This window comes from Pseudoalteromonas sp. US3C1004 (assembly GCF_048401065.1).
In the GTDB taxonomy this organism is placed as follows: Bacteria; Pseudomonadota; Gammaproteobacteria; order Enterobacterales; family Alteromonadaceae; genus Pseudoalteromonas; species Pseudoalteromonas undina.
Genome location: NZ_CP183074.1, coordinates 426,385 through 451,653, shown reverse-complemented (window position 1 = coordinate 451,653; position 25,269 = coordinate 426,385). Strand labels below are relative to the sequence as shown.

Sequence of the window (25,269 nt, the reverse complement as noted above, 5' to 3'; positions counted from 1 at the left end):
CTTAAATTACGTTTATGGTGGAGTATCCACCCGGTTTTTTAGCGACATGAATTTGCGTTGCAACGCGTTCGCTCATTTCACTTACATGTGAAATCACACCGACCTTTCTACCTTGCGCTTGCAGTGAATCTAGCGCGTCCATTGCAATACTAAGTGTTTCACTATCTAGTGTACCAAAGCCTTCGTCAACAAATAACGAGTTAATTTGCACTTTGTTTGAAGATAAAGAAGCCAGCCCTAATGCAAGTGCTAACGATACTAAAAATGATTCTCCGCCAGAGAGTGTGTTTACAGAACGTTGTTCATCGGCCATATCGCGGTCAATAATCGCTATATCAAGTGAATCAGCTATTGCTGTGAGTTCGTAACGCTTATTCAGCGTTTTTAAATGGCTATTAGCATAATGCAGCAATATTTTTAGTGTTTGTGTTTGCGCTAAATTACGCATTGTTTTGCCGGTTGCATCACCGAGCACTTTATTAAGTAAATGCCATTGTTCTACTTGTTGTTTAAGCTTGCTTAGCTCAGCCTGCTTGCCCTCAAGAGCTTTTGCATTTTGGTTGTGCTGCTCGATGGCAGTATTAATCGTAAGTAAGTTATTGTGTAATTGTGTTTGCTGCACAGTTAATTGAGTTTGTTGCTCAATTAACTGTGCTTCGCTGTGTGCTGGCTTATTATTTTGCTGATGCTGCTCATTGGCATTTTGCTGTTGTTTTAGCGCGGCATGAGCATCAACTAATGCTTGAGATAACTGCTCGCTATGCTTTAGCTGCTCTTTAATATCGTCATTACTTATAGCCAGTAGCATCTCGATTTGCTGATGGCTAATATCAGCATAAAGCGCGCTAAATTCTTCAAACCAAGCACTATAGCGTCTTTCAAGTGTGGTTAGCTCTTGGCTGTTATCGGCGAAGCGCTGCTCAAGGTTTTTAAGCGTAATAGTGTGCTCATCGCGCTGTTTTACGGCGCTATCGTGTGCCTGTTGACTCTGATTTAATTCACCCTGACACTGCTCTACTTGCCTATTCAGCTGAGCCTGGTAGTCATCAGCGCTGATCGTTTGGTTATCGAATAACGCTAAGCGCTGTTGCTGAGTATTGTTGTGTTGTTGCTGTGCTTTAGTTAAATCGTCGTTGAGCGTGCTAATTTGCTGCTCAGCTTTAGTAATAAGGGGAGTTAGTTGCTGCAGCTGTAAATTAGCGCTGTCTAATTGCTTTTGAGTTTGCTCAAGTTGTAGTTGCTGATGTTGATACTGCTCTACTTGCTCACCTAGCTCGCTTAGCGTTAACGCGCCAGTTTGCAATGTTTGCCAAAATTGACTGTTTTCAAAATGAGAATTCAGCTCACTTATAAGTGCTTCGCGTTGGCTCAGCAATTCCTGGTGCTTATTATTAAGCATGGTGAGCTGATTGTTCAGTTCAACATGCTGGGTATTTAATTGTTGCTGAGCAGTCTGTTCTTTTTTAACCGTGTTTTGCAGTTGGTTAACCGTTTCTTGCAACTGGCTTTGTTGTTTTTGTGCTGCAAAGTACTGCGCTTTTTGCTCGCTTAATTGTTTATGGGTGTCATCAAGCTGCTCAACGCTCAAGTCATTAAGATCTGTTTTAGCCGCTTGCATGGTGTTTTTAATGTCTAACATTTTGGCTTGGGCATCAGCAATCGCTTGGCTTTGCTGCTTATGCTCTGCGACTAAAACAGCATGCTGCGTTTGATGTTGATGTAGCTGGGTTTGTGCATCTAAGTGCTGCTGCTTAGCGCCAGTATAAGTATTTTCAAAGTCGGTTATTAAGTTATTAAAAGGTTGGCTTTGATTGTTTGCAAACGGGTGCTCAGTGGCTCCACAAACCGCACATGCCTCATTAGGCAGTAGTTGTGCGCGTAAATGTTCAACATGTTCACTCGCACGCAGCCGTGCTTGATTAAGCGATTGCTCGGTGTGTTTAAGTGCTTGCTCTTTTCTGCTTAATTGCTCACGCAGTGTGATGTTAGTTTGTTCACTCTGAGTTAGCTTTTCTGCTGTAGTACTTTGTTGCTGCACTGTGTGCTTTAGTTCTTGATTAAATTGCTTATAACGCGCTCGTTGCTCTTTTAAATAATCAATATTTTTAAGCTGATTATCACACTGCTCAATATTGAATTGCTCTTGCTGTTGGGTGAGCTTATTTAGATTTTGTTGTTCAGTGCTTAGTGCGTGCTCTGCATGTTCTAACTGTTTATTTTGCTCGTTGAGCTTGGTAGCGAGAGTGCTTAGCTGCAAAGTAATAGTTTGCTTTTGTTGCTCGAGTGTTTTTAATTGCGTTGTGGTATTAAAAAACTGCTTAAAGCTGTGACTAAAATAGTTCCAATCAGTGGCCAATGGCTTTAGTTGATTGTTTTCTTGTAACCACTGCTGATGGTGAGTGCTTTGTGTTGTTGCCTGCTCCACGCTGAGATTATTTTGTTGTAGCTGCTGTTGTAACTCGTTTAGTTGTTGCTGCTCTTTGGCTTTTTGTTGTGTCAGGCTTGTTATACTTTGCGTAAAAATAGCTAATTGACTGTCGAGCTCACGTGCTTTTGTTATGACTGGTTCAGCTGTTTGTTGTTGTTGTTTTGCTGTTGCTAATTCGCTTTGTTGTTTTTTAACCTTACTTGCTTGTTCATTAATAAGCGCGGCATGATCCAGCGCGTTTAATTCCTTAATTTGCGAATTTAACTGGCTGTTTTGCACCGTTAAGCTTTTAAAGCGCTGGCGATTATCTTTAATTTCAAGCGCACTTTGTGCTTGTTTTGCTTGCTCAGTTTGTGCTTTAACCGCATTTAGTGCATCACTTGCTTGTTGCTCGTTTTGTTGAGCGGCTGTTAATGCTTGCTCTAAACTGTGTGCTTGTTTATACCAATTAATACCCTGCTCTGTGCTGGCCAACGTTGTTTTTATGTGTTCAGTTTGTTTTTTTAGTTCATCAAGAGTGTGCTTCTTCTCACTTAGCTCTTCATCAGACAATAACGCATAACTGGCTAAGCTGGCTGTTAGTAATTCAAATTTATCTTTAACTGCTTTATTACGCTCAAATATACGTTGACCAATTCGACTAAATTTATCGGTGCCAGTAAGGCACTCTAAAAGTTGTGCGCGCTCATCGCCGGTGGCTTTTAAAAAGGCGGCAAACTCATGTTGTGCTAGTAGCACTGCACGGGAGAATTGCTCAAAAGTGAGGCCTATTTTATTTTCAATGGCTTTGATGGTGGTGCTTTTGTCGGCAATTAAGGTTTCATCAGGTAAGCTATGCAAAGTATGCTCTGCCACTTTTAGTTTGCCGGTTACTTTTTTATGCGTGCGTTGAATACTGTAGCGTGCTCTATAAAGTTGCTGATCTTGCCCGCTAAAGTCCACTTCCGCATAGCCTTCCCATTTCCCACGGCGCAATAAATTGCGGGCATCGTTAAGCTTTATGTTGTCGCCGTTAAAATCAATTAGGTTACCTTTGTCGCCTTTCAAACGAGCAGTTTTCGTATAAAGCGCTAAACAAATGGCATCAAGTACGGTACTTTTTCCCGCGCCGGTGTCACCTGTAATAGCAAATAAACCTGCGTCTTTGAGTGGGGATGCTAAAAAGTCGATTTCGGCATCAGCAATGGAGGCTAAGTTATGAATACGCACGGCGGTTATTTTCATAGTAGCTGCTCCTGTTCAAGTTCATCAATAACGTCGGTTAATAGTGCTTTTAATTCACTGGGAACAGTTTCGCCAGCCATATCTTTGTCGTTATTAAAGGCTTGTTCGAGCAAATTAATTGGGTTGAGCATTTCCACAAAGCTTAAATCCTCAAATACCGTTTCTGAAGAATTATTCACTTGCTGATCGCGTACCCGTTCTATACCACAAAAGTTAACCTGCTTGCCTTTTAGTGCTTGTTCAATTTGTTCACGAAAAGTGGTATCGATATCACTGGATTTTAGCTTTACTCGTAAATATGGCGCTATTTCGTATTGTTGTGTATCGAGTGCTTTTATTTGCTCGCATAGCTTGGCTAAAGGGACGCACTCCCCCTCGGGTAATACAATTACTTCAGCGAGCCTAGGAATGTAAAGGGGGTTTACAGTAGTGCTTAGCGGTTGGTCTTTTTGTCCGTTAAACTTAACCACATTGACTTGATGGGTGTATTTCCTTTCTGAAAACGACATTGGAATAGGCGTACCGCTGTAGCGAATATGCTCATTTTTAGCCACTAACTGCGCTTTGTGTAAATGCCCTAGCGCTACGTAATTGGCATGCTTACCAAATACTGACGCTGAAATGGCTTCTTCACCGCCAATAACTAAGTTACGCTCAGAGTCACCAGAAATATTTCCACCTTTGGCATGCAAGTGACCCATAACAATTAAAGGCGTACTTTCATCGGTAAGCGTTAATGCATGTTCAAATGCTAGTTGGTAAGCTTTAGCAACGCCTTGTGCGTAACTAGGGCCACCCTCGCTCTGGCTAAGCGTACTTATATCGCTGGTTCGTAAAAACGGCATAGCGATTACTACAGCGTGTTTGTCGTTATCATTAATTGTTATTACCACGTCATTTGGATTGGCGGGATCAAACCGGCCTACAACATGGGTATCAAACTGGGCTAATAAAGGCTGAGCAGCCAAAATACGATTAGCAGAGTCATGATTGCCAGCAATTATAACCACGTGTAATTGCGGACACTGTGCTTTGGCATTTTTTATAAATTGATAGAGTTGGTTTTCGGCGCTAGCACTGGGGGTGGCGGTATGATAAATGTCGCCTGCAACAAGCAATAAATCGATTTGTTGGCTAACGAGGGTGGTTAATAACCAAGAGAAAAAAGCATGATGTTCATGACGGCGATCATGTTCATAAAATTGCTGACCTAAGTGCCAGTCTGAAGTGTGAAGAACTTTCATTTTGCGCTCTTAAAAAACCATAAGAGCGCCAATATACCCAAGGCAATTAAAGATGCAAGTATCGCTTTAGGTTAAAGTATACCAAGCAATAAAAATAACTGGCAAAGCAGCAAGGGCTATTGTTAAAGGCCACTTTAATGCCTTCGCTTTTTTGGCCTGTAATACTGCTAGTGCGTTTGTTTCATTACAAGCAGCCACTTTATCAATATACAGGTAGCCTGAGTTAATATACTGCTTACAATTTTGCACGTCTGCTGGTATTGCAATTAGTTTTTGCTGCTTTTTTAGGACATAAAAATCCATAAACTCACCACACTTAATACGACTAGTTAGAACAAAAAATATTTGAGAGAAACACTAAAAAAGTACCCTCAAATTAAAAAAGTGGGCGATTCTAATTACAAACCATAGTAAAGATCAACCTAAAACTGCGTTTTTTAGTATTTTTAATGAAAATAGCTGTGTTTTTTCATTTTATCTCTACTTTTAGTGAAACTCAGCCTATTTTGTAAACCCCCTTTACAGCTTAGTTTTTTATGTAAATTGCTAAACAATTTAGTTAAATGTTGTTGTGTAAAACCGTGTTTTTTATATTCATATAAAAGTGTGGAATATCACCCTATAAAAGCAGGGTTTTATCGCTATTTTATTGAAGCTTAGCTGTAAATTTGTCACAGTAGCGTCACTAAAATCGATCAGGATTAACAATGAAGAAAAATTTATTTACATTGAGTTCGTTTGTATTGCCTTTGGCAATGGCGAGCTCTGTGATGGCCTCATCTGTTGAACAGACTAAAGGCAGCTATGTTGATAAGTTTCGTCAACTAGATGAAGCTTTGCCTACCCCTAATGTTTACCGCAGTGCCGCAGGTGCACCAGCAGAAAATTACTGGCAACAACGCGTTGATTACGATATTGATGTAAAGCTTGATGAGCAAAAGCGTCGTTTAACGGGGAGTCAAACAATTGAATACAAAAATAACTCACCGCATACGCTTAAATATTTATGGCTACAGCTTGATCAAAACATTTTTAAAAATGACTCGATTGCAGAAACCACGCAAACTTTTAAAAGTACCCTACAAAACGAACCTGATGCCAAGCCTGCTAAATTAAGCTTAGGTGATTTACGTCGTCAGCAGTTTATGAACGACAATGAGCTAGGTTACACCATTAGCAATGTTAAAGATGAAGATGGTAAAGCGCTGCGTGTAACGGTTGTTGATACTCTAATGCGTATAGATTTAAACACGCCACTTAAACCGGGTAAAGATGTTGAGTTTAGCATGGACTTCGCGTTTAACTTGGTTGAAGAAGATGCGGTAGGTGCACGTGCAGGTTATGAACACTTTGAAGAAGACGGTAACGATATTTTCCTAGTGGCACAGTGGTTCCCTCGTTTAGCTGCGTATACCGATTACGAAGCATGGACCAACAAACCATTTCTAGGTAGCGGTGAATTCACCTTGGAATTTGGCGACTACGACGTTGAAATTACGGTTCCTGCAGATCATATTGTATCGGCAACCGGTAAGCTTGATAACCCTAGCTCAGTTTTAACCAGTACTCAGCGCAAGCGTTTAAAAAAAGCTGAAACAGCAAAACGTCCTGTATTTGTAGTTACTGAAGAAGAAGCGCTCGAAAACGAAAAAGCAGGTACAGACAAAACAAAAACATGGCATTTTAAAGCAGAGAATGTCCGTGATTTTGCATGGGCGTCGTCACGTAAATTTATGTGGGATGCTAAAGGTTACCAACAAGGGGGGAATGAGCAACCACTGGTTATGGCTATGTCGTTTTTCCCTAAAGAAGGTGGCGATTTATGGAAGAAGTATTCAACTGAATCTGTGGTACATACCATGGAAGTATATTCAAAATACTCATTTGATTACCCGTACCCAACTGCACAGTCAGTCAATGGCCCAGTAGGGGGTATGGAATACCCAATGATCACTTTTAATGGTCCACGTACAGATTTACAAGACGATGGCTCGCGTACTTATTCTCAAGCAGAAAAGCGCTTTTTAATCGGCGTTGTTATCCACGAAGTGGGGCATATTTATTTCCCTATGATTGTAAACTCAGATGAGCGTCAGTGGACCTGGATGGATGAAGGTTTAAATAGCTTTTTAGATGGTGTTGCTGGGCGTGAATGGGATCCAACCATTCCTTGGGGTGTTGAGCCACGTGATATTGTGGCGTACATGAAGTCTGAAACTCAAGTGCCAATTATGACGCAATCAGACAGTGTGCTTCGTTTAGGGCCTAATGCCTATACTAAACCAGCCGCGGCATTAAATATTTTACGTGAAGTTATTTTAGGTCGTGAATTATTTGATTTTGCGTTTAAAGAATATGCTCAGCGCTGGAAATATAAGCGCCCTACTCCGGCAGATTTTTTCCGTACTATGGAAGAAGCGTCAGGTGTTGATTTAGATTGGTTCTGGCGTGGTTGGTTCTACACTACAGACCATGTTGATATCTCGCTTGATAAAGTATATCAATTACGGTTAGACACAAAAAACCCTGATATCGACTTTAATCGTTTACGTGATATTGAAGCGAATAAGCCAAGCTCATTATTTGTTGAGCGTAATCGAGCCGAAGGTAAAAAAACCTGGGTTGAGAAAAATCCAGATGTAACCGATTTTTATGACGAAAACGATCGCTTTACGGTTACTAATAAAGAGCGTAATTCGTACAACAAATTTTTAAAAGGCTTAAAACCGTGGGAGCGTAAAACACTCGATCGCGCATTAGAAGAAGACAAAAACTACTATGTTATGGAGTTTTCAAATCTAGGCGGCCTTGTGATGCCGATTCTTTTAGAGCTAACTTATGAAGATGGCACTAAAGAAGAGCGTTACATTCCTGCAGAAATTTGGCGCCGTAACCACAAAAACGTACAAAAACTGATTATTACCGACAAAAACAAACCGCTCACCTCAGTAACGGTCGATCCAGGCTGGGAAACGGCAGATGTGAATGTAGAAAATAATTACTACCCACGTCGTATTATTCCTTCGCGTATTGAAGTCTACAAACGTGAAAAGAGTAAAGCAAAAGTAAGCCGCGATATCATGCAGGATATTAAAACTGAGCTGAAAAAAGACGAAAAAAATAACGAAGAGGACCAATAATAATGCGATTTTTGCTTATTATTGTTTGCTTTTTAATTGCTGCGCCGAGTATGGCGCATCAATTAAAATCATCCGTTACCACGGTGTTATTTAATCAACGAACTCACAATATTGAATTAATGCATCGCTTTTACTTACATGACACAGAGCATGCTGTTGGCAGTTTATTTCAAGGCAAAGTGGATATCATCAATAACAAGCGTGACCAAAAACGCTTTGCTAAATATGTTGAATCTCACGTTGCTTTGCAAACCTTAACGGGTGAGCCGCTCACACTTAATTACGTGGGTGCACAAGTGGATGGTAAGTTCTTTTGGGTTTACCAAGAAGCGACGATCCCTGATGAGATTGAAGGTGTTAAGATGAGTAATGGCGCATTGCGTGATTTATGGCCTGCGCAAGTCAATATGGTAAATGTTGAAGGGCGAGGAAAAGTAAAAACGTTAAACTTTAGTCAAGACGATACGTGGCTTGAAGCACGATTTGAAACTAACTAACCCACTGTGCACCTTTATAAGGTGCGCACTTTTTTGCAGTATAAATTAGCTGATCGCATTAATTTACTTCATCGTAAAATCGATATAACAGTTGTTATTCAAACCCAAACTATTGTGTTATCAAATGAGCTATACTAAGAGGGCAATGGACTGAACTCTTTGTAATTGTCTATTGATATACTTTTTTTATAAAGCAAATCCAGCAAAATGAGCTAATAACTTAGCGCAAGGAATGAAATGAAAACGCAAATTGAGGCAATCAAAGGTGTTATTTTTGATTTAGACGGAACCTTAGTATCATCAGAATTAAATTTTTCATTGATTAAAGCCCAAGTAGGTTGCCCTGCAGAGCAAGACCTACTCGAATATATAGAGCAATTGCCCTCACCCTATATGCGTGAAGAAGCGATGAATATAGTGCATCAGCATGAGCTACTTGATGCGCAAACGGCGACCCTTTTACCTGGCGTTGTTGAAGCCGTTAACGCTCTGCAAGCAAAGAATATTCCTATGGCTATTGTGACTCGTAATTTTGATAAAGCGGCCACACTAAAGTTGCAACACAACCCATTGCCAATAGAAACGGTACTCACTCGAACTGAAGCTCCAGCCAAACCCGATCCGAGTGCTTTATTAATAATTGCAAGGCAGTGGTCAATGCCCGTTGATAACGTTATTTACGTTGGTGATTATTTATATGATATACAAGCGGCCCATAATGCAAAAATGCGAGCCTGTTTATATACTCCCGATGTAACCCCCGCGTATGCCGAGCAAGCCGACTTTGTGATTCATGCTTTTGATGAATTAGTGTCGTTAGTTGAAAGTTACGCTGAAAAAGTGGAGTTATGTTAAATTGCACTGTATTTCATTTCGCTAATAGCATAACGGGTATTATTTAAATTAATACCCCGCTGCTTTTGCGCAGCATAACATGTTGAACCACTAGCCCAATACGCTTTGAATTGGTAAAATATCAAAAACAGAACGTATTCAATAGAGGCACAAGATGGGCAGAGCATTTGAAGTCCGCAAAAGTTCGATGGCAAAAACAGCCAACGCGAAAACTAAAGTAAATTCAAAGTACGGTAAAGAAATTTACGTTGCAGCCAAAAGTGGTGAACCCGACCCCGATGTAAATCAAACATTGCGCCGCTTAATTGAAAAAGCCAAAAAAGACCAAGTCCCTGCGCATGTAATCGAAAAAGCAATTGAAAAAGCAGCAGGTGGGGCAGGGGAAGATTACTCAACTGCACGGTACGAAGGCTACGGCCCGGGTAATTGTATGGTGATTGTTGACTGTTTAACCGATAACCCTAATCGTACTATTAAAGACGTGCGCTTACCGTTTACTAAAACAGATTCAAAAATCGGCACACCTGGTTGTGTTGCACATATGTTTGATCACCTTGCTGTTTTGGGGTTTGCAGGTGACGACGATGAAGTCGTGTTAGAAGCGCTGATGATGGCTGACGTTGATGTGACTGATGTAGAAGCCGAAGATGGCAAGGTGTCGGTATTTGCACCGCATACTGAGTACTTTAAAGCTAAAACGGCATTAGAAGAAGCATTTGAAGGCATTAACTTTGAAGTTGATGAAATTACCTTCGTTCCACAAGTACATGTTGAAATTACAGATGAAGAAGTCATTGCCAACTTTGATAAATTTATCAATATGCTTGAAGATTGCGATGACGTACAAAATGTTTATCACAACGCGACCATTAAAAACTAATTCGTAGTGATTTAAAAACTAGTGAATAGTGATTATTCACACCCGTTATAAAAAATCAGCTTAGTAAAGCTGATTTTTTTGTTTTTAGGTTAAGTTTTAAGTTAGTGCTGTGCTTTATATTTTAAGCGGTAGCTATGCAGTAGCGGCTCAGTATAACCGCTAGGTTGGCTAACCCCTTCAAATACCAGTGCCATAGCGGCTTGATAAGCAACACTTTTAGCCAGTGTTTGCTCATTAGTTGCCATGGGAATGTAAAGGCTGTCATGTTCATTTTGGCCATCAACAACCTTAGCCATTTTTGCCATCACTTTTTGTACTAGCTCTTTACTGCACACGCCATGATGCAGCCAGTTGGCGATATGCTGGCTTGAGATACGTAGAGTGGCTCTATCTTCCATTAAGCCAATATGGTTAATGTCAGGCACTTTAGAACAGCCTATTCCTTGATCAATCCAACGTACAACGTAACCTAAAATACCTTGCGCGTTATTTTCAAGCTCACTTTGAATATCTTCTTTTGACAGTGTTTCTGGGTTTGTCATTAGCGGTGGTGTTAGCAAGCTTTCTAGGCTTGCTATTTGGCGCGTGGCAATGCTTTGCTGCAGACTAAATACATCAACATCATGATAGTGCATTGCGTGTAATGTAGCGGCAGTAGGAGAGGGCACCCAAGCCGTATTTGCACCTGATTGAGGGTGGGCAACTTTTTGCTCCATCATCATCGCCATTTTATCGGGCATTGCCCACATACCTTTACCAATTTGTGCTTTGTGGCTTAAACCACAGGCTAGGCCAATATCAACGTTACGATCTTCATAAGCGCTGATCCAAGGCTGTGCTTTAATAGCCGCTTTAGGCAGTACAACACCCGCTTGCATAGAGGTATGTATTTCATCACCAGTGCGGTCTAAAAAGCCGGTGTTAATAAATACAACACGCTCTTTAGCAGCATGAATACAGGCTTTTAAGTTAGCAGATGTACGACGCTCTTCGTCCATAATACCCATTTTTAGGGTGTTTTTAGGCAAGCTCAGCGCCTCTTCAACCATGCCAAATAAAGTGTTAGCAAATGCTACTTCATCAGGGCCATGCATTTTTGGTTTTACAATATTAATACTTTGCGCGGTTGAGTTTTGAATGGCATTTTTAGTGTTTAAATCGTGCAGTGCGGCTGTTGCGGTGAACATGGCATCCATAATTCCTTCAAACACATCATTACCACTTACATCGGTAATAGCAGGGTTTGTCATTAAATGCCCAACGTTACGTACAAACATCATACTGCGCCCTTTTAGGGTCAGTTTTTGGCCATCAAGGCCTGTATATTGGCGATCGGCTTGTAACGTACGGTCGACCATTTTGTCGCCTTTTCTAAACGTTTCAACCAAGTTGCCCTGCATTAGGCCCAACCAGTTTTTGTAAACTTGCACTTTATCTTCGGCATCAACTGCGGCAACTGAGTCTTCACAGTCCATAATGGTGGTCAGCGCTGCTTCAAGTACCACATCTTTTAGCCCAGCTTTATCTGCTTGGCCAATAGGGTGATGGTGGTCTATTTGCAGCTCAACATGTAATCCATTGTTTTTAAGTAAAATAACACTTGGGTTTTGTGCCTCACCTTGATAGCCAACGAGTTGTTCAGGGTTTTTAAGTGTTGTGTGTGAGCTGTCGCGCAAAGTAATTGCAAGTGCGCCATCCACAATTGAATAATTAGTGCTTTCGATGTGCGAGCCATTTTCAAGCGGTAGCGCTTTATCTAAAAACTGTCTGGCGTAGGCCATTACTTTAAAGCCGCGCACTGGGTTGTATTGAGTCCCTTTCTCTGCACCATCGTCTTCACTGAGTACGTCTGTGCCGTATAGTGCATCGTAAAGTGAACCCCAACGTGCATTAGCAGCATTTAAAGCAAAACGGGCATTACTAACCGGTACCACTAACTGTGGCCCTGCAGTCAATGCTATTTCTGGCTCTACATTCTGGGTTTCAATATTAAAGTCTTCAGGTTCATCAACTAAATAGCCAATGTCTTTTAAAAACGCTTGGTACTGGGCTTGATCACCGTTTTTATTAGCAACATGGTAGTCATCAATCTGCTTTTGTAATTGTTCACGTTTAGCGAGTAGCGACTTGTTCAGCGGAGTAAGTGTTTGCACTATATGAGCAAAGCTTTTCCAAAACTGGTGTTCGTCTAGATGGGTACCAGGTAATAGTTGTTTTTTAACAAATTCAGCTAGTTGCTTATCAACGCTGAGTCCAGAGTGGGTGAGAGTGTGGCTCATAATTAAAATCCTTAAACGGTCCGACAGAGTGCATTTTTTATATGCGTACACTTACCATATCGCAAAAAAGTCGCTTTGAGTGCTTTTTAACCATTCACTATATGTATAGCCGCAATAACAACTATAAATTTACTAAATCTAAAAAATAAGCCTAATGTTTAATTAAGCGCTACAGAGCTAACGCGATGTAGTCACTCTCTCAACAATAAATATTAATACCCGTTCGAAGGACTTTATTATGACAACATATCAAGGCGAAACAGATACACTAGCAACACTATGCCAATCACAAGGCAGTGCATGGAAAACTATTAATCCTGAATACGCAACTCGCATGCGTTTACAAAACCGTTTTCGCTCTGGTGTTGATATTGCACAATTTACTGCTGACATTATGCGTGAAGACATGGCGGCATACGACAAAGACACAAGCCAGTACACGCAGTCTTTAGGTTGTTGGCATGGTTTTACTGCGCAACAAATGATGATGGCAATTAAGCGTCACCAAAAAACAACTAAACGCAGCTACGTATACCTAAGTGGCTGGATGGTTGCAGCGCTTCGCTCTGAGTTTGGCCCACTTCCAGATCAAAGTATGCACGAAAAAACATCAGTACCAGCACTTATTGAAGAAATCTACACTTTCTTAAAGCAAGCTGATGCACGTGAACTTGACCATTTATTCAATGAGCTAGACGATGCAAAAGCAAACGGCGGCGACGTTCAAGCCGTGCTTAATAAAATTGATAACTTTGAAACGCACGTTGTGCCAATCATTGCTGATATTGATGCAGGTTTTGGTAACGAAGAAGCGACTTACCTACTTGCTAAAAAGATGATTGAAGCGGGTGCTTGTGCTATCCAAATCGAAAACCAAGTATCAGATGCTAAGCAATGTGGTCACCAAGCAGGTAAAGTTACCGTTCCTCATGAAGACTTTTTAGCTAAAATTAACGCAGTACGTTACGCGTTCCTAGAGCTAGGTATTGATAACGGCATTATCGTTGCACGTACCGATTCACTAGGTGCAAGCCTAACGCAAAAAGTACCGGTTTCACAAAAACCAGGTGACTTAGCAAGCCAATACAATGCATTTTTAGAAACAACACCGGTAAACAGCGTTGAAGATTTAAATGAAGGCGAAACGGCAATGAAGCTTAATGGCCAACTTTGTAAGCCTACACGCCTAGATAACGGTTTATACCAGTTCCGCGAAGGCACTGAGAAAGACCGCGTAGTACTAGATTGTGTAACTAGCTTACAGTCAGGCGCTGATTTACTGTGGATTGAAACAGAAAAACCACACGTAAAACAAATTGCAGAGCTGGTAAATCGCGTTAAAGAACAAGTTCCAGATGCTAAATTAGTATACAACAACTCACCGTCGTTCAACTGGACGCTTAAGTTCCGTGAGCAAGTATACCAAGAGTGGCAAGAAGCAGGTCGTGATCTAAGCGCTTACCCAAGTATTGATGACAACAAAGCGCTTATGGCTCCAGAAATGGATGCAACAGAGCTTGCAGCAGCCGCTGACTTATTAGTACAAAACTTCCAACGCGATGGCGCACGTGAAGCCGGTATTTTCCATCACCTAATCACATTGCCAACGTACCATACAGCGGCATTAAGCACAGATATTCTATCTGAAGGTTACTTCGGTGACTTAGGTATGCTGGCTTATGTACGTGACGTACAACGTCAAGAAATTCGTCGTGAGCAAGCGTCAGTTAAGCACCAAGACCTTGCAGGCTCTAACATTGGCGATACGCACAAAGAGTACTTCTCTGGTGAGAATGCACTTAAAGCCGGTGGTGAAGCTAACACCATGAACCAATTCTAATTCAACTAGATAGTGTTACTTAAGGGCCGCAAGGCCCTTTTTTTATGCCTGCATAAAGACAAAATTTAATAGATCAGTATTTTACTAGCTAGTTATTCAGGGGTGCAGTGCAGGTTAAAAGTGTAAATTAAATTTAAAGGATGTTTATGACTCGGCAGTCAGAGCTTGATAGTTTGATTACGCTTTGACACGGGTAAACACAATAAATTAACCGCTTTTTACCGCATATAGATCACGATTTAACTAGCTAGTTCAAAAAGCAGATCAGGTTTTAACTAACCAGCTTGAAAACAGCCATTATCTTCATTATTAAGGGTAGATTTGCCTTTCTAACCCTTAATTTGACTATATAAACGCTTAATTTAAAGATTTTTAACCGGGGTTTATAAAGTAATAAACCGATTTTTTACTAACTGTTGCAGCTTATAAAACATTTTTTTACTAACTGAGGGCTTATAAACAGTGACTCAAACCGAATTTTTACTAACTCAAAGGAGCTGAGTTAGTATAAACCGAATTTTTACCAACTCAGCTTGAAACTAAGTCCGATATTTAGCTAAAGTATGTAAGGGATTACTCACATTATTGCTGTAAAGGGGGTTTACACTTGTGAGCTTCGAGCAACGAGCTTGTATAGCTCGTCACTCATAACTCTACGTTTTATTTCGAATGCTTATCAAACCACCACTGAATGTAAGCCACTTTAGTCATTAAATTTGATGGACGGGCAGTAATACCATGTGAAGCGTTTGGAATGCGCACCATCGCGGTATCAACACCCTGCAATTTTAAGGCTTGATAAAACTGCTCTGTTTCTGAAATTGGCGTACGGTAGTCTGCTTCACCAGTCAGTAGCATGGTTGGGGTTTTAACATTGCCAACATAACTGATTGGTGAGCGCTTCATATAATGCTCAATATGGTCCCAAGGTTTACCTGGAAACCAATAATCGGCAAAAAATGGATAGAAGTCGGCAGTTAGTACAAAGCTGATCCAATTAATCACTGGTTTTGCAACCACAGCTGCAGCAAAGCGATCCGTATGGCCTACAATCCACGCGGTTAATACACCGCCGCCAGAACCACCGGTAACGAACAACTTAGACTCATCAATAAAGCCTTTATCGATTAGCGCGTCAACGCCAGTCATTAAATCATCGTAATCGTTGCTTGGGTAATTATGATGAATAGTTTGCGCAAACTCTTTACCGTAAGAGTCACTGCCTCGCGGGTTCATGTATAAAACGACATTTCCTTTAGCGGCAAATAGTTGTACTTCGGCACTAAAGTGAGGGCCATAGTTAGCAACAGGGCCACCGTGAATTTCAAGCACCAGTGGGTATTTTTTTGATTTATCAAAACCAAGAGGGTAAGCAACCCAGGCTTGTATTGGTAACTCGTCGTGGCTTGACTTTAACCATAGCTCTTCAACCCTAGCGAGCTGTTTAGTTTGTAGTGCATCTGAGTTTAAATCAGTTAAACGCTTTACTGTGCCACGCTTTATTGTTGCAACGTCAGCTGGACGCTGAGTATCAGCCAGTGTAAATGCAATATCGCCATTTTCACTAATATCAAAATCACCACCAGAATAAGGTCGCCCAAACGCCACACTTCCTATTTGTTCGGTAATTACTTTTCGTTTACCGGTTCGAGGTTGATAAGCGAGCGTGGTTTGGCCTTCATCGGCATAGCTAAAATAGAGGCCTTTTGAATTTGCGCTCCACTTTATTTGGCCAACGCTGCGATCGAAGTCGCTAGTCAGGCTTTGAGTATCGCCAGTTTTTAAATCACGAATATAAAGCTGAGTATTTTCATAGTTAGTGCGTTTGTCGTCGTAGCCAGTATAAGCAAGATACTGACCGTTTGGTGAGACCTGAGGTTGTTGATCTGGCCCATTACGGTCGGTCAGTGGGGTGATCTTTAACGTGCTTAAATTAAGTTGGTACACTTCACTATTGGTAGGCTTGAGCGCATGTTCAGCGTGTCTATTAGCTGAAAAATAAAGTGATTCGCCGTTTTTACTAAAGCTTACACCCCCATTGTAATCAAAGTTATCGTCAGTGAGTTGCTGTGCATTGCCGCCATTCGCATTAAGAGTAAATAGCTGATTAAACCCTTTTTGACTATAGCCACTGCCATCTGCACGGTAGTAAACATCGTCAATAAATTTAGCTGGCTCTGCCCAGTTAGCACCTTTAGGTTTGCCAGGCAAACTGACAGGAGGTGAGCTTATTTCAGGAACAAACATACTAAACACTAGGTGTTTAGAATTAGGTGACCAAGTTATTGAGCGAGGTGTATTAGTAAGGTTACTAATTTTTGCCACAGCTCCAGTTTTAAGCCACTTCATGTATATTTGATTACTGCCATCTCTGTTAGAGATAAACGCAAGGCGCTGCCCATCGGGTGACAACACAGGCGAGTAGTCCATAAATACACCTGATGTTAAGGGCTGTAGTTGTTCTGTGTTGTAATCAACAGACCAAATATTACCGACTTTGCGATCGGTTTTAATATCCATGCGGTTACGAACGAAATACACTGTTTTACCGTCTTCGGTGATGTCTATTTGGTTGGCATATTCTAAGTTGAATATATCTTGAAGTTGTAATGTGTGTGTATTGTCGTTTGCGCTGGCAAAATGGCTTGCGCTAAATATAAAACTAAGTGCTAAAAACTGTTTCATCATTAATCCCTGTTGTTAACTTATGTACAGTTATAAGTGAGGGATTATTAAATTAACAGCACAATGCGATGAAGCCCATAATTAACTCTATGAGCATTAATTCAATGAGGTTACAAAGGCTGTAAAGGGGGTTTACAGCTTAATCTGTATTTTTAACTTTAGCTATTGGCTGAGCAAAGCGCTTTTATCTCTTCAATAATTGCAATGCCTTGGGGGTTATCGCCATGCACGCAGATGCTGTCAGCAACTAGTTTCAACGATTTTCCAGATTGAGTAGTTACACTTTTACCGGTTAAAAGCTGCTTAACCTGAGCTAATAATGCGTCTTTGCTATGCACACTGCCCGGTATATTTCGTGCTACTAATTGCCCTTGGTCTGTGTATTGCCTGTCTGCGAACGCCTCTAATATCAGTGTGAGCCCAAGGTGCCGTGCCATTGTTTGATGTAGCTTGGCATCGGCTGTGGCGAGTATCATCAACTTTAAGTTAGCAGGGTAACTGGCAACCGCACCCATAACAGTGGTAAGCAATTGCTGGTTGTTCATCATGTCGTTATACAGCGCACCATGGGGTTTTACATAGCTAAGGGTTAGCCCTTGTACTTTTGCCATGCCATCAAGGGCAGCTATTTGATAGTGCAAACATTGAGTGAGCTCAGCCACACTCATACTCATTGAGCGCCTACCAAACCCTTGTTTATCAGGGTAGCTTGGATGAGCGCCAATCATAACATTATGTTGTTTAGCTAGCTTTAGGGTATGCGCCATTACACTCGAATCACCAGCATGAAAGCCACAAGCAATATTTGCCATATCAATATGTGGCATAACGTCGTTATCAAGGCCCATTTGCCATGCACCAAAGCTCTCGCCTAAATCACAATTAAGTTTCATATTAATGGCTCTTCGATTGTTTAATAGTGACTGGTAACTGGCCTTTTGCAGGGGCTTGGCCAAATAATACTTTTGCCAGTGCAGTAAAAGCAGGCCCAGACACCAGATCGTTTTTATCTACATCAATATTATAAGCGTATGAGGCAAGCACTGCATCAGCATAGTTACCAAATTGAGCAATGTCATACGGTGCTCGCAAACTAATAAATACCGTTGGAGTGTTTTTTTGTTTAGCCATTTTTAGTAATGATTCAAGCGCTTTGGGTTGCTCTGCGTTATTTAAGGCAAAGTTTGGGTTATCGGCTAAATCATCCATACCGCCAATTTCCACGGCACTTTGGTTCGGCGTTGCATTGCCAGCAATAACAATACTTGCTTGGTTTATGTTGCGCTGCGCTTCATCTGGGTCAAAGCCCTGTAAGCTGCTGCAACTAAAACTGAGTGGTTGTAAACTTAACGCACTAATTGCTTGTTGCATTGCCATGCACTTGCGGGTGTCAGGCATAATAATATGAATATGCTGATCAGCGCCAAGTTTAAGCGGCAAGGTATTATTGTTATTTTTTATTTGGCTAATTGCCGCTAATGCCAGAGATGCTTCTAATTCACGGTGTGCTTTATTACCAATAATGTGTTTTGCATTAGCCAATGCATTAATGGGGTTAGGCAAAGCGTTTAATTTAAACTTACTTTTAAGCGAGGTAATACGCTGCGTCGAATGGGCAATTTCATTTGCGTCTAGTTGCCCTGTTTTAACCGCACTAATTAAAGAGTCAATGAGCGCATCAAGTTTATTTATATCCTCAGGCGTTCTAATTTCTATTGGCATTAGCGCTATATCAACCCCAGCTGCAAAAGTGTTTACAACTGCTTGGGTAGGGCTGAAAAAATGACTTATACCGGCCATATCCAGTGCATCGGTTACCACTACGCCTTGATAGTTAAGCTCTTTACGAAGAATATCGGTCATGATTTTACGCGACATGGTCGCGGGTTTTATCATTTGCTTACCCTCTACATTGGTTAATGTACTGCTATCAAGCTCAGGGTATTGAATATGCGCGGTCATTATCATCCCAGGACTATGCTGCTCAATAATGTGTTTAAAGGGCGCTAAATCTTGAGCGTAAATAACTTCTTTTGAATGCATCACTCTAGGTAAGCCTGTATGGCTATCTACATTGGTATCGCCATGTCCTGGAAAGTGCTTTATAGCGCTAATAATCCCGTTTTTTTCAAATTCACTAACTTGTGCCGCACCCAGTACCGCTACTTCATCGGGGTTTTCACTAAAAGAGCGTACATTAATGACCGGATTGTCAGGATTCATGTTCACATCAACCGTTGGCGCATAATTTACATTAATGCCAAGCGCTGAGAGTTCAGTAGCCAATACGTTCGCCGTTTGGGTTGCGAAATAAGTGCCATGCTCAGGGTAAGTTGCGCCAATTGACATATTACCGGTGAATGAGGTTGCCACATCGCGAGGTAAGCGAGCAACGCGTCCGCCCTCCTGGTCAATAGAAATAAACAGCGGTAAGCCTGATTTTGATGCAGATGCAGCTTGTTGTAGTTGCTGATTAAGGCTAATAATTTGTTCGATGCTTTGGGTATTTTCAGAAAACAAAATTACCCCGCCAATATCATAACGACTAATTGCTTTTGCAAGAGTGTCGGGCAGTTTGGTTAATGGCGTTCTGCAGCGTTTACTACTGCCTTGGTCACAAAAATAGCGCAAATCGAGCATGAGCTTTTGCCCAAGTTGCTGTTTAAGTGACAGCGCAGAATCGGCAAAAGAAGATTTTATTGGCATGAAACATCCGATTAAAAAAAGAGAAGACGATAACAAGTACTTATTTAGCAACACACACCCCAAGGCTAAATAAAAATAAAGTGCACGCAGCTTAACTATTATTGAGCTTAACTGCAAAACCCAGCAAATATAAACCGTATGATTTAATTATCCTTAAAATAACAAAAATTAGGCCACTTAGTTCTATTTATGTATTATATTAATTGTGTATGCAGTGCATAGCAGTCGTTTTTATTTGCTTAGGATGATATTAAGTTGCGTTTTCGATTACCATTTACTTTTAACCTTAGGCAATTAATTCTTTTGTTAGCTATGCCCGCTGCAGCTGCTATTTTGTTTAGTGGTTTATATATTAGTTATCAGGTTCAAAAAGAACGAGTTATTAAAGATACCCTGCAAAGTAATCATGTATTTGCTAGTAAGCTAGCTTCAGCAACTGAGCACTTTTTAGCAGCAGCAATGCAGCAACTTGAGTTTTCAGCCAGTATTATTGCTGAAGATATTACCAACACTGAGTTACTCCAAGCTGAAACCAACCGCCTTTTAAACCAAACACATAGCTTTAATTCGGTAGCAATTAACATGCAAGGTGTGGTTAAAGCAGCTTCACCTGTGTCTTTAAATATAATTAATAAAACCGTTAATTCAGTCCATTCTAAGCAAGCTCTTAAATCGCAGCAGCCGCAGGTTAGCCTGCCTTACATTTCGCTGGCTAATAATTTAATTATTGTTGTCTCCTATCCTCTGTTTGATCTGGCAGGGAATTATTATGGTTATATTGGTGGTAGCTTTTACTTAGAGCAGCAGAGTATTTTAAATGCCTTGTTAAAACAGCATAGTTACGATGGCGGGGCTTACTTTTATGTGGTTGCTGATAACAAAATCTTACTTTACCATCCTGATTCTAAGCGCATTGGTGAGCAAGTATCTAATAACCCAGTAATAGAGCGAGTGTTGCAAGGTGAACGTGGTTACACTCGGATTTTAAATAGTCAAGGAACAGCTATGCTTGCTGGGTTTGCGCCCGTTAAGCTCGCGAATTGGGGGATTGTTGCCCAGCGAAGTGAAGCGACAACACTTGCAAAACTAGATACTTTTCAAGGGCAGGTGCTTAAGCGAATGTTACCCATAGTACTCATTACTTTTTTATTAATTGCTATGTTAGCTCACTATATTGCTAAGCCATTAAGACTGTTAGCCGATAGCGCTAACTTATCAACCGATAAGAAAAACGTAGAACACCTCAAAGGTATTAAGTCTTGGTACTTTGAAAGTCAGCAGCTTAAACATGCAATGCTAGAAGGCGTTCATACTTTGCAATCGCAAATGGGGCAATTACGTCAAGATGCACTCACCGATCCGCTAACTGGCGCGCATAATAGGCGGGGCTTAAACATATTGCTTGAAAACCTAATGGATAAGCAAATACCGTTTGCTGTGCTTGAAATTGATATCGACTTTTTTAAACGGGTTAATGATACGTTTGGCCATGATACGGGTGATGAAGTATTAAAAACCCTTACTCATATTATACAGTCGTTATCGCGCAAGCATGATATTGTGGCACGCACTGGTGGAGAAGAGTTTTTACTGGTGTTGCCAAACGAAAATAGTGATAGTGCATTTGTTATTGCTGAGCGTTTACGCAACCAAGTAGCCACCACATTGATGGCAAAAGTAGGCTATATAAATGTATCGATTGGTATCGCTACTTGGCCACAGCATAGCGATGATATTAACCAAGTATATAAATGTGCTGACAAAGCGCTCTATCACGCTAAAGAAACGGGTCGTAATAAAAGTGTGATCGCCAGTTAAAATTAAATTTATTTTTAAAAATTAACTTACCTTAAGTTTTATTTAAGTTTCACTGATTAAATTTTATCTATAGATTTAATACAGGCGATGCTTATATGCAACTAGCTCAACATCACTCCTCAGCTGCGCTGTTTCAACAGCCTTTTCATTTTGTTAGTGCTACACAAAGTGATAAACACCGTCAGCGCCTTGAAGATACAGTAAAACAAGGCTTTTTCACTGCGTATAATGCAAGCCTAACCTCATTTATGCCATTACTCTGTCAGTATAAAACTGTGCAAGGGCATTGCACATTAGGGCTCAGAAACGCTACTTCCCCTTTATTCATTGAACAATATTTAGCTGCGGCCATTGAACAATTTTTACCACCAGGCACACCGCGAAATAAGGTGTTTGAGCTAGGTAACCTTTGCTCAACACATCGTAAAGCCACGCTATCTCATTTTATTATTGTAAATGAAGCTTTGCTCGGCTTTGGCGCGAGCTACTTAGTGTTTTGCGCTACCAAAAAAGTACGCGCCTTACTGCGCCTACTAGGTGTTACCTGCAACGAAATTGCACTGGCTAATAGCACTGTAGTAGATCAGCCAAAGAGCTGGGGTAGCTATTATGAGAATCAGCCTACGGTGTGCATTGTTAATTTAGCGCAGGCACATCAGCAAGTACTTAACACACCCATGCTGTTAAATATTAAACAGCAAAATACACAACAAATTAATGCCTTGATGACTGCGTTGGAGAGCTTATGAGCCTATTAAATAATATTAATAAGGTAGCGAATGAGCCAGTGGTTGTTAGTTACTTAGCCAATAAAGTGATGCCTATTAGCGTTTTGGAGTTACAACAAGAAACTAATAAGCTGACAGCTATTTTTAACGCTTTAGATTCTGGTGCAATTGCCTTCCAGCTTGATAATACTCCAGCTTGGCTGGTTGTTGATGCCGCAACCAGTGCTGCAAACAAGGTTGCGGTGCCTATCGCCCATTTTTTTAGTCAGCAGCAAACACAGTATGTGCTAGCGCAATGCGGTGCGCAGTTTTTTATTAGTGATATGCCTCGTCATTCGCTTGGTAAGCATTCATTGTCGGTAACATTATTTGAGCATTATACCCTTTATATTTATCAGCTCGATGCGATTGAGCCCGTGGACTATTTTACTGGTACGCAAAAAATTACATTTACTTCAGGTTCTACTGGTGAGCCAAAAGGGGTGTGCTTATCAACACAAAGCCAGATGCAGGTAGCTCAGTCATTATGTGAGCAAATAAACATTAGTAACCCCGTGCATTTATGCTTACTTCCGCTGCCAGTACTATTGGAAAATATAGCGGGTGTGTATGCGCCTTTGTTAAGTGGCGGTTGTGTACATTTAATGCCGCTAAACGAATTAGGTTTTGTTGGCTCAGGGTTAAAAAACCCTAACAAACTCATTGGTGCAATCGATAGTGTGAAACCTAACACCCTTATTTTAGTGCCTGAGTTATTAACGTGTTTAGTTGCCTTTGCAAAGCAAGGCTGGCAGCCACCAAAGTCACTTAAGTTTATTGCTGTTGGCGGAGCACGGGTTAGTGAATCTTTAATTTTAACTGCACGAGAATATAACCTACCGGTTTATCAAGGGTATGGTTTGTCCGAGGCTGCTTCAGTAGTGAGTTTAAACACCCCCAACTATGACGACATAAATAGCGCTGGTGAAGTATTAGGGCACGTTGAAACGAAAGTTGAAAATGGTGAGTTATTTATTAAAGGAGCGTTATTTTTAGGGTATTTAAATCAAGCGCCGCATAACCCAAATACCTGGTACGCCACTGGCGACTTAGTATCTAAGCGTAATAATAAGCTGTACATAAAAGGGCGAGTAAAAAATCTGATCATCACCAGTATGGGGCGTAATGTTAGCGCCGAATGGCCTGAATCATTAATTTTAAGCCAAAGTGCGATACAGCAAGCGGTGGTGTTTGGTGAAAGCCAGCCATTTTTAAGCGCGCTTATTTATGCGGCTCCCGGATTTAGTGATGAGCAATTAAAAGCACATTTAAAAACAGTAAACCAGCAACTTCCTGACTACGCACAGATTAAAAAGTGGCATCGTTTGGCCCAACCTTTAAACGAGCAGCAAGGATTATTAACCGCTAATAATCGCCCTAAACGAGCGGCAATTAGCCAGCACTACAGCCCTATTTTTGAACAGTTTTACCGACTTGGAGAAGTGATCCATGAGTGATTTTTTTAATACATTAAAAGCACAAACTCAAAACGAGCGTGAGTACTTATTAGCTGCGCCAATTATACAGCGTGTATTTAACGAACAAGCAACGCTTGAAGAGTATGCCTCGTTTTTAGCGCAGGCTTATCATCATGTAAAACACACTGTTCCTTTAATGATGTCACTTGGCGCACGTTTAACTGATGAGCAAGAATGGTTACGTGAAGCGGTAGCTGAATATATTGAAGAAGAAATTGGTCATCAAGAGTGGGTGCTAAACGACATTGCAGCCTGTGGGTTTGATAAAGAAAGTGTGCGCTATAGTCAGCCACAATTCGCCACTGAAATGATGGTGTCGTATGCCTACGATAGTATTGCACGTAAAAATCCGCTTAGCTTTTTTGGTATGGTTCACGTATTAGAGGGGACCTCAATTGCGCTTGCTGATGGAGCCGCATCAAACATAGCGAATGCAATAGGGCTTCCTAAAAAAGCGTTTAGCTATTTAACCTCTCACGGCGCGCTTGATATAGAGCATGTTAAGTTTTTTGAAAACTTAATGAATCAAATTACTGACGAGGCGGATCAGCAGGCTATTTTACATGGCGCAAAATGTTTTTACCGTTTGTACGGCGATATTTTTCGCGCTTTAGACGACGAGCCGTTTTTTAAAGCATCAGCACAAGAGCAACACGCATGAATACCGGCTTATGTGTATTAACTGGTGCGACAGGTGGAATTGGTCAAGCCATTGCCAAAACACTATACGGCCAAGGTTGGCAACTACTCTTGGTGGGGCGAAATAGTGATGCCCTCAATACGCTAAGTAGCCAATGTCCCGGTAGTATGGTTTTTGTGGGGGACTTAACGATTGCCGAAAACATGTTGGCACTCGCCATTAAAGCCAAAAAATTAGGGGGCGCTAAGTTACTCATAAACAATGCAGGCATTAATGTAATGCAAAGCTTAAGTGCATCGAGTAGTGAGCAAATTGATAATCTACTGAGCACTAATTTAGCCGTCCCTATGAAATTATGTCAGCTGTTTTTAGCGCAATTGCACGCGAATAAAGGCTCCATAGTTAATGTTGGGTCGTCATTTGGCAGTATAGGTTACCCATATCAAACACTTTACTGTGCTAGTAAGTTCGGTTTACGTGGTTTTAGCGAAGCGCTATCACGAGAGCTTTCAGATACACCCGTTAAAGTTAGTTATTTAGCACCAAGAGCAACCGATACAGATATTAATGATGCACAAACCCGAGCAATGAATAAGGCGCTTGGTAATCAAATGGACTCCCCGCAGTTGGTGGCTGATGAGTTAGTTGCGTTATTAAACTCAAATAAAACCAGACGATTTATTGGCTTTCCTGAGAAACTTTTTGCACGTATCAATGGCGTTTTTCCACGTATTGTGGATAACGCAATTGCTAAACAGCTCCCTAAAATAAAACAGTTTTTAGGTTAA

At 41.0% G+C, this 25,269-nt stretch carries 17 protein-coding genes; 10 read left to right on the top strand and 7 right to left on the bottom strand.

Features of this window, described 5'->3' with window-relative positions:
* Position 1 precedes the first annotated feature (1 nt).
* From ACNSN3_RS17350 to ACNSN3_RS17340, 3 genes are all read right to left on the bottom strand, one after another.
* Complete coding sequence (locus ACNSN3_RS17350) at positions 2–3,652, bottom strand: SbcC/MukB-like Walker B domain-containing protein (protein WP_418609137.1); 3,651 nt, start codon at positions 3,650–3,652, stop codon at positions 2–4.
* On the bottom strand, positions 3,649–4,896 hold the full coding sequence (locus ACNSN3_RS17345; RefSeq protein WP_418609135.1) for an exonuclease SbcCD subunit D C-terminal domain-containing protein: 1,248 nt from the start codon (positions 4,894–4,896) through the stop codon (positions 3,649–3,651). Before ACNSN3_RS17345 ends, ACNSN3_RS17350 begins: the two co-directional genes overlap by 4 nt.
* Positions 4,897–4,962: 66 nt before the next feature.
* Entirely contained in the window at positions 4,963–5,199 is a 237-nt protein-coding gene (locus ACNSN3_RS17340; protein ID WP_010388711.1) for a hypothetical protein, read from the bottom strand.
* A 404-nt stretch (positions 5,200–5,603) separates the two neighbouring features.
* Between ACNSN3_RS17340 and ACNSN3_RS17335 the strand changes: the two genes are divergently transcribed.
* The 4 genes from ACNSN3_RS17335 to ACNSN3_RS17320 all read left to right on the top strand — a co-directional run bounded on the left by ACNSN3_RS17335 (position 5,604) and on the right by ACNSN3_RS17320 (position 10,268).
* A complete protein-coding gene (locus tag ACNSN3_RS17335) occupies positions 5,604–8,036 on the top strand; it encodes a M1 family metallopeptidase (protein ID WP_418609133.1) in 2,433 nt (810 codons plus the stop codon).
* A gap of 2 nt (positions 8,037–8,038) precedes the next feature.
* Positions 8,039–8,533 carry a DUF6702 family protein gene (locus ACNSN3_RS17330; protein ID WP_010388709.1) on the top strand — a complete coding sequence of 165 codons (495 nt, stop codon included), beginning with the start codon at positions 8,039–8,041 and terminating at the stop codon, positions 8,531–8,533.
* 237 nt (positions 8,534–8,770) lie between these two features.
* Complete coding sequence (locus ACNSN3_RS17325; RefSeq protein WP_418609131.1) at positions 8,771–9,388, top strand: HAD family hydrolase; 618 nt, start codon at positions 8,771–8,773, stop codon at positions 9,386–9,388.
* Between the two features lie 154 nt (positions 9,389–9,542).
* Positions 9,543–10,268, top strand: coding sequence for a YebC/PmpR family DNA-binding transcriptional regulator (locus ACNSN3_RS17320; protein ID WP_010388706.1), 726 nt, complete (start codon positions 9,543–9,545; stop codon positions 10,266–10,268).
* A 101-nt stretch (positions 10,269–10,369) separates the two neighbouring features.
* Here ACNSN3_RS17320 and ACNSN3_RS17315 read toward each other — a convergent pair whose 3' ends face one another.
* Positions 10,370–12,547, bottom strand: coding sequence for a malate synthase G (locus ACNSN3_RS17315; RefSeq protein WP_418609129.1), 2,178 nt, complete (start codon positions 12,545–12,547; stop codon positions 10,370–10,372).
* 238 nt (positions 12,548–12,785) lie between these two features.
* On the opposite strand from ACNSN3_RS17315, the gene ACNSN3_RS17310 reads away from it, so the two are divergent.
* Complete coding sequence (locus ACNSN3_RS17310; RefSeq protein ID WP_008110760.1) at positions 12,786–14,387, top strand: isocitrate lyase; 1,602 nt, start codon at positions 12,786–12,788, stop codon at positions 14,385–14,387.
* Between the two features lie 660 nt (positions 14,388–15,047).
* Here ACNSN3_RS17310 and ACNSN3_RS17305 read toward each other — a convergent pair.
* From ACNSN3_RS17305 to ACNSN3_RS17295, 3 genes are all read right to left on the bottom strand, one after another.
* A complete protein-coding gene (locus ACNSN3_RS17305) occupies positions 15,048–17,072 on the bottom strand; it encodes a S9 family peptidase (protein ID WP_418609127.1) in 2,025 nt (674 codons plus the stop codon).
* Between the two features lie 158 nt (positions 17,073–17,230).
* Positions 17,231–17,965: a 5-oxoprolinase subunit PxpA gene (locus ACNSN3_RS17300; protein WP_109875040.1), complete on the bottom strand. Its 735-nt coding sequence runs from the start codon at positions 17,963–17,965 to the stop codon at positions 17,231–17,233.
* A gap of 1 nt (position 17,966) precedes the next feature.
* Positions 17,967–19,778 (bottom strand): glycoside hydrolase family 3 N-terminal domain-containing protein, encoded by a 1,812-nt coding sequence (locus ACNSN3_RS17295; RefSeq protein WP_418609125.1) that lies wholly within the window; start codon positions 19,776–19,778, stop codon positions 17,967–17,969.
* A gap of 312 nt (positions 19,779–20,090) precedes the next feature.
* Here ACNSN3_RS17295 and ACNSN3_RS17290 point away from each other — a divergent pair, with 312 nt between their 5' ends.
* The 5 genes from ACNSN3_RS17290 (at position 20,091) to ACNSN3_RS17270 (ending at position 25,269) form a co-directional block, all read left to right on the top strand.
* Positions 20,091–21,596 (top strand): sensor domain-containing diguanylate cyclase, encoded by a 1,506-nt coding sequence (locus ACNSN3_RS17290; protein WP_418609831.1) that lies wholly within the window; start codon positions 20,091–20,093, stop codon positions 21,594–21,596.
* Between the two features lie 95 nt (positions 21,597–21,691).
* On the top strand, positions 21,692–22,345 hold the full coding sequence (locus ACNSN3_RS17285) for a thermostable hemolysin (RefSeq protein ID WP_418609123.1): 654 nt from the start codon (positions 21,692–21,694) through the stop codon (positions 22,343–22,345).
* Positions 22,342–23,820 carry an AMP-binding protein gene (locus ACNSN3_RS17280; RefSeq protein ID WP_138595421.1) on the top strand — a complete coding sequence of 493 codons (1,479 nt, stop codon included), beginning with the start codon at positions 22,342–22,344 and terminating at the stop codon, positions 23,818–23,820. Before ACNSN3_RS17285 ends, ACNSN3_RS17280 begins: the two co-directional genes overlap by 4 nt.
* Entirely contained in the window at positions 23,813–24,502 is a 690-nt protein-coding gene (locus tag ACNSN3_RS17275) for a TenA family transcriptional regulator (RefSeq protein WP_418609121.1), read from the top strand. The genes ACNSN3_RS17280 and ACNSN3_RS17275 overlap by 8 nt, the downstream gene beginning before the upstream one ends.
* Positions 24,499–25,269, top strand: a complete 771-nt coding sequence (locus tag ACNSN3_RS17270; protein WP_418609119.1) for an SDR family oxidoreductase — start codon at positions 24,499–24,501, stop codon at positions 25,267–25,269. The genes ACNSN3_RS17275 and ACNSN3_RS17270 overlap by 4 nt, the downstream gene beginning before the upstream one ends.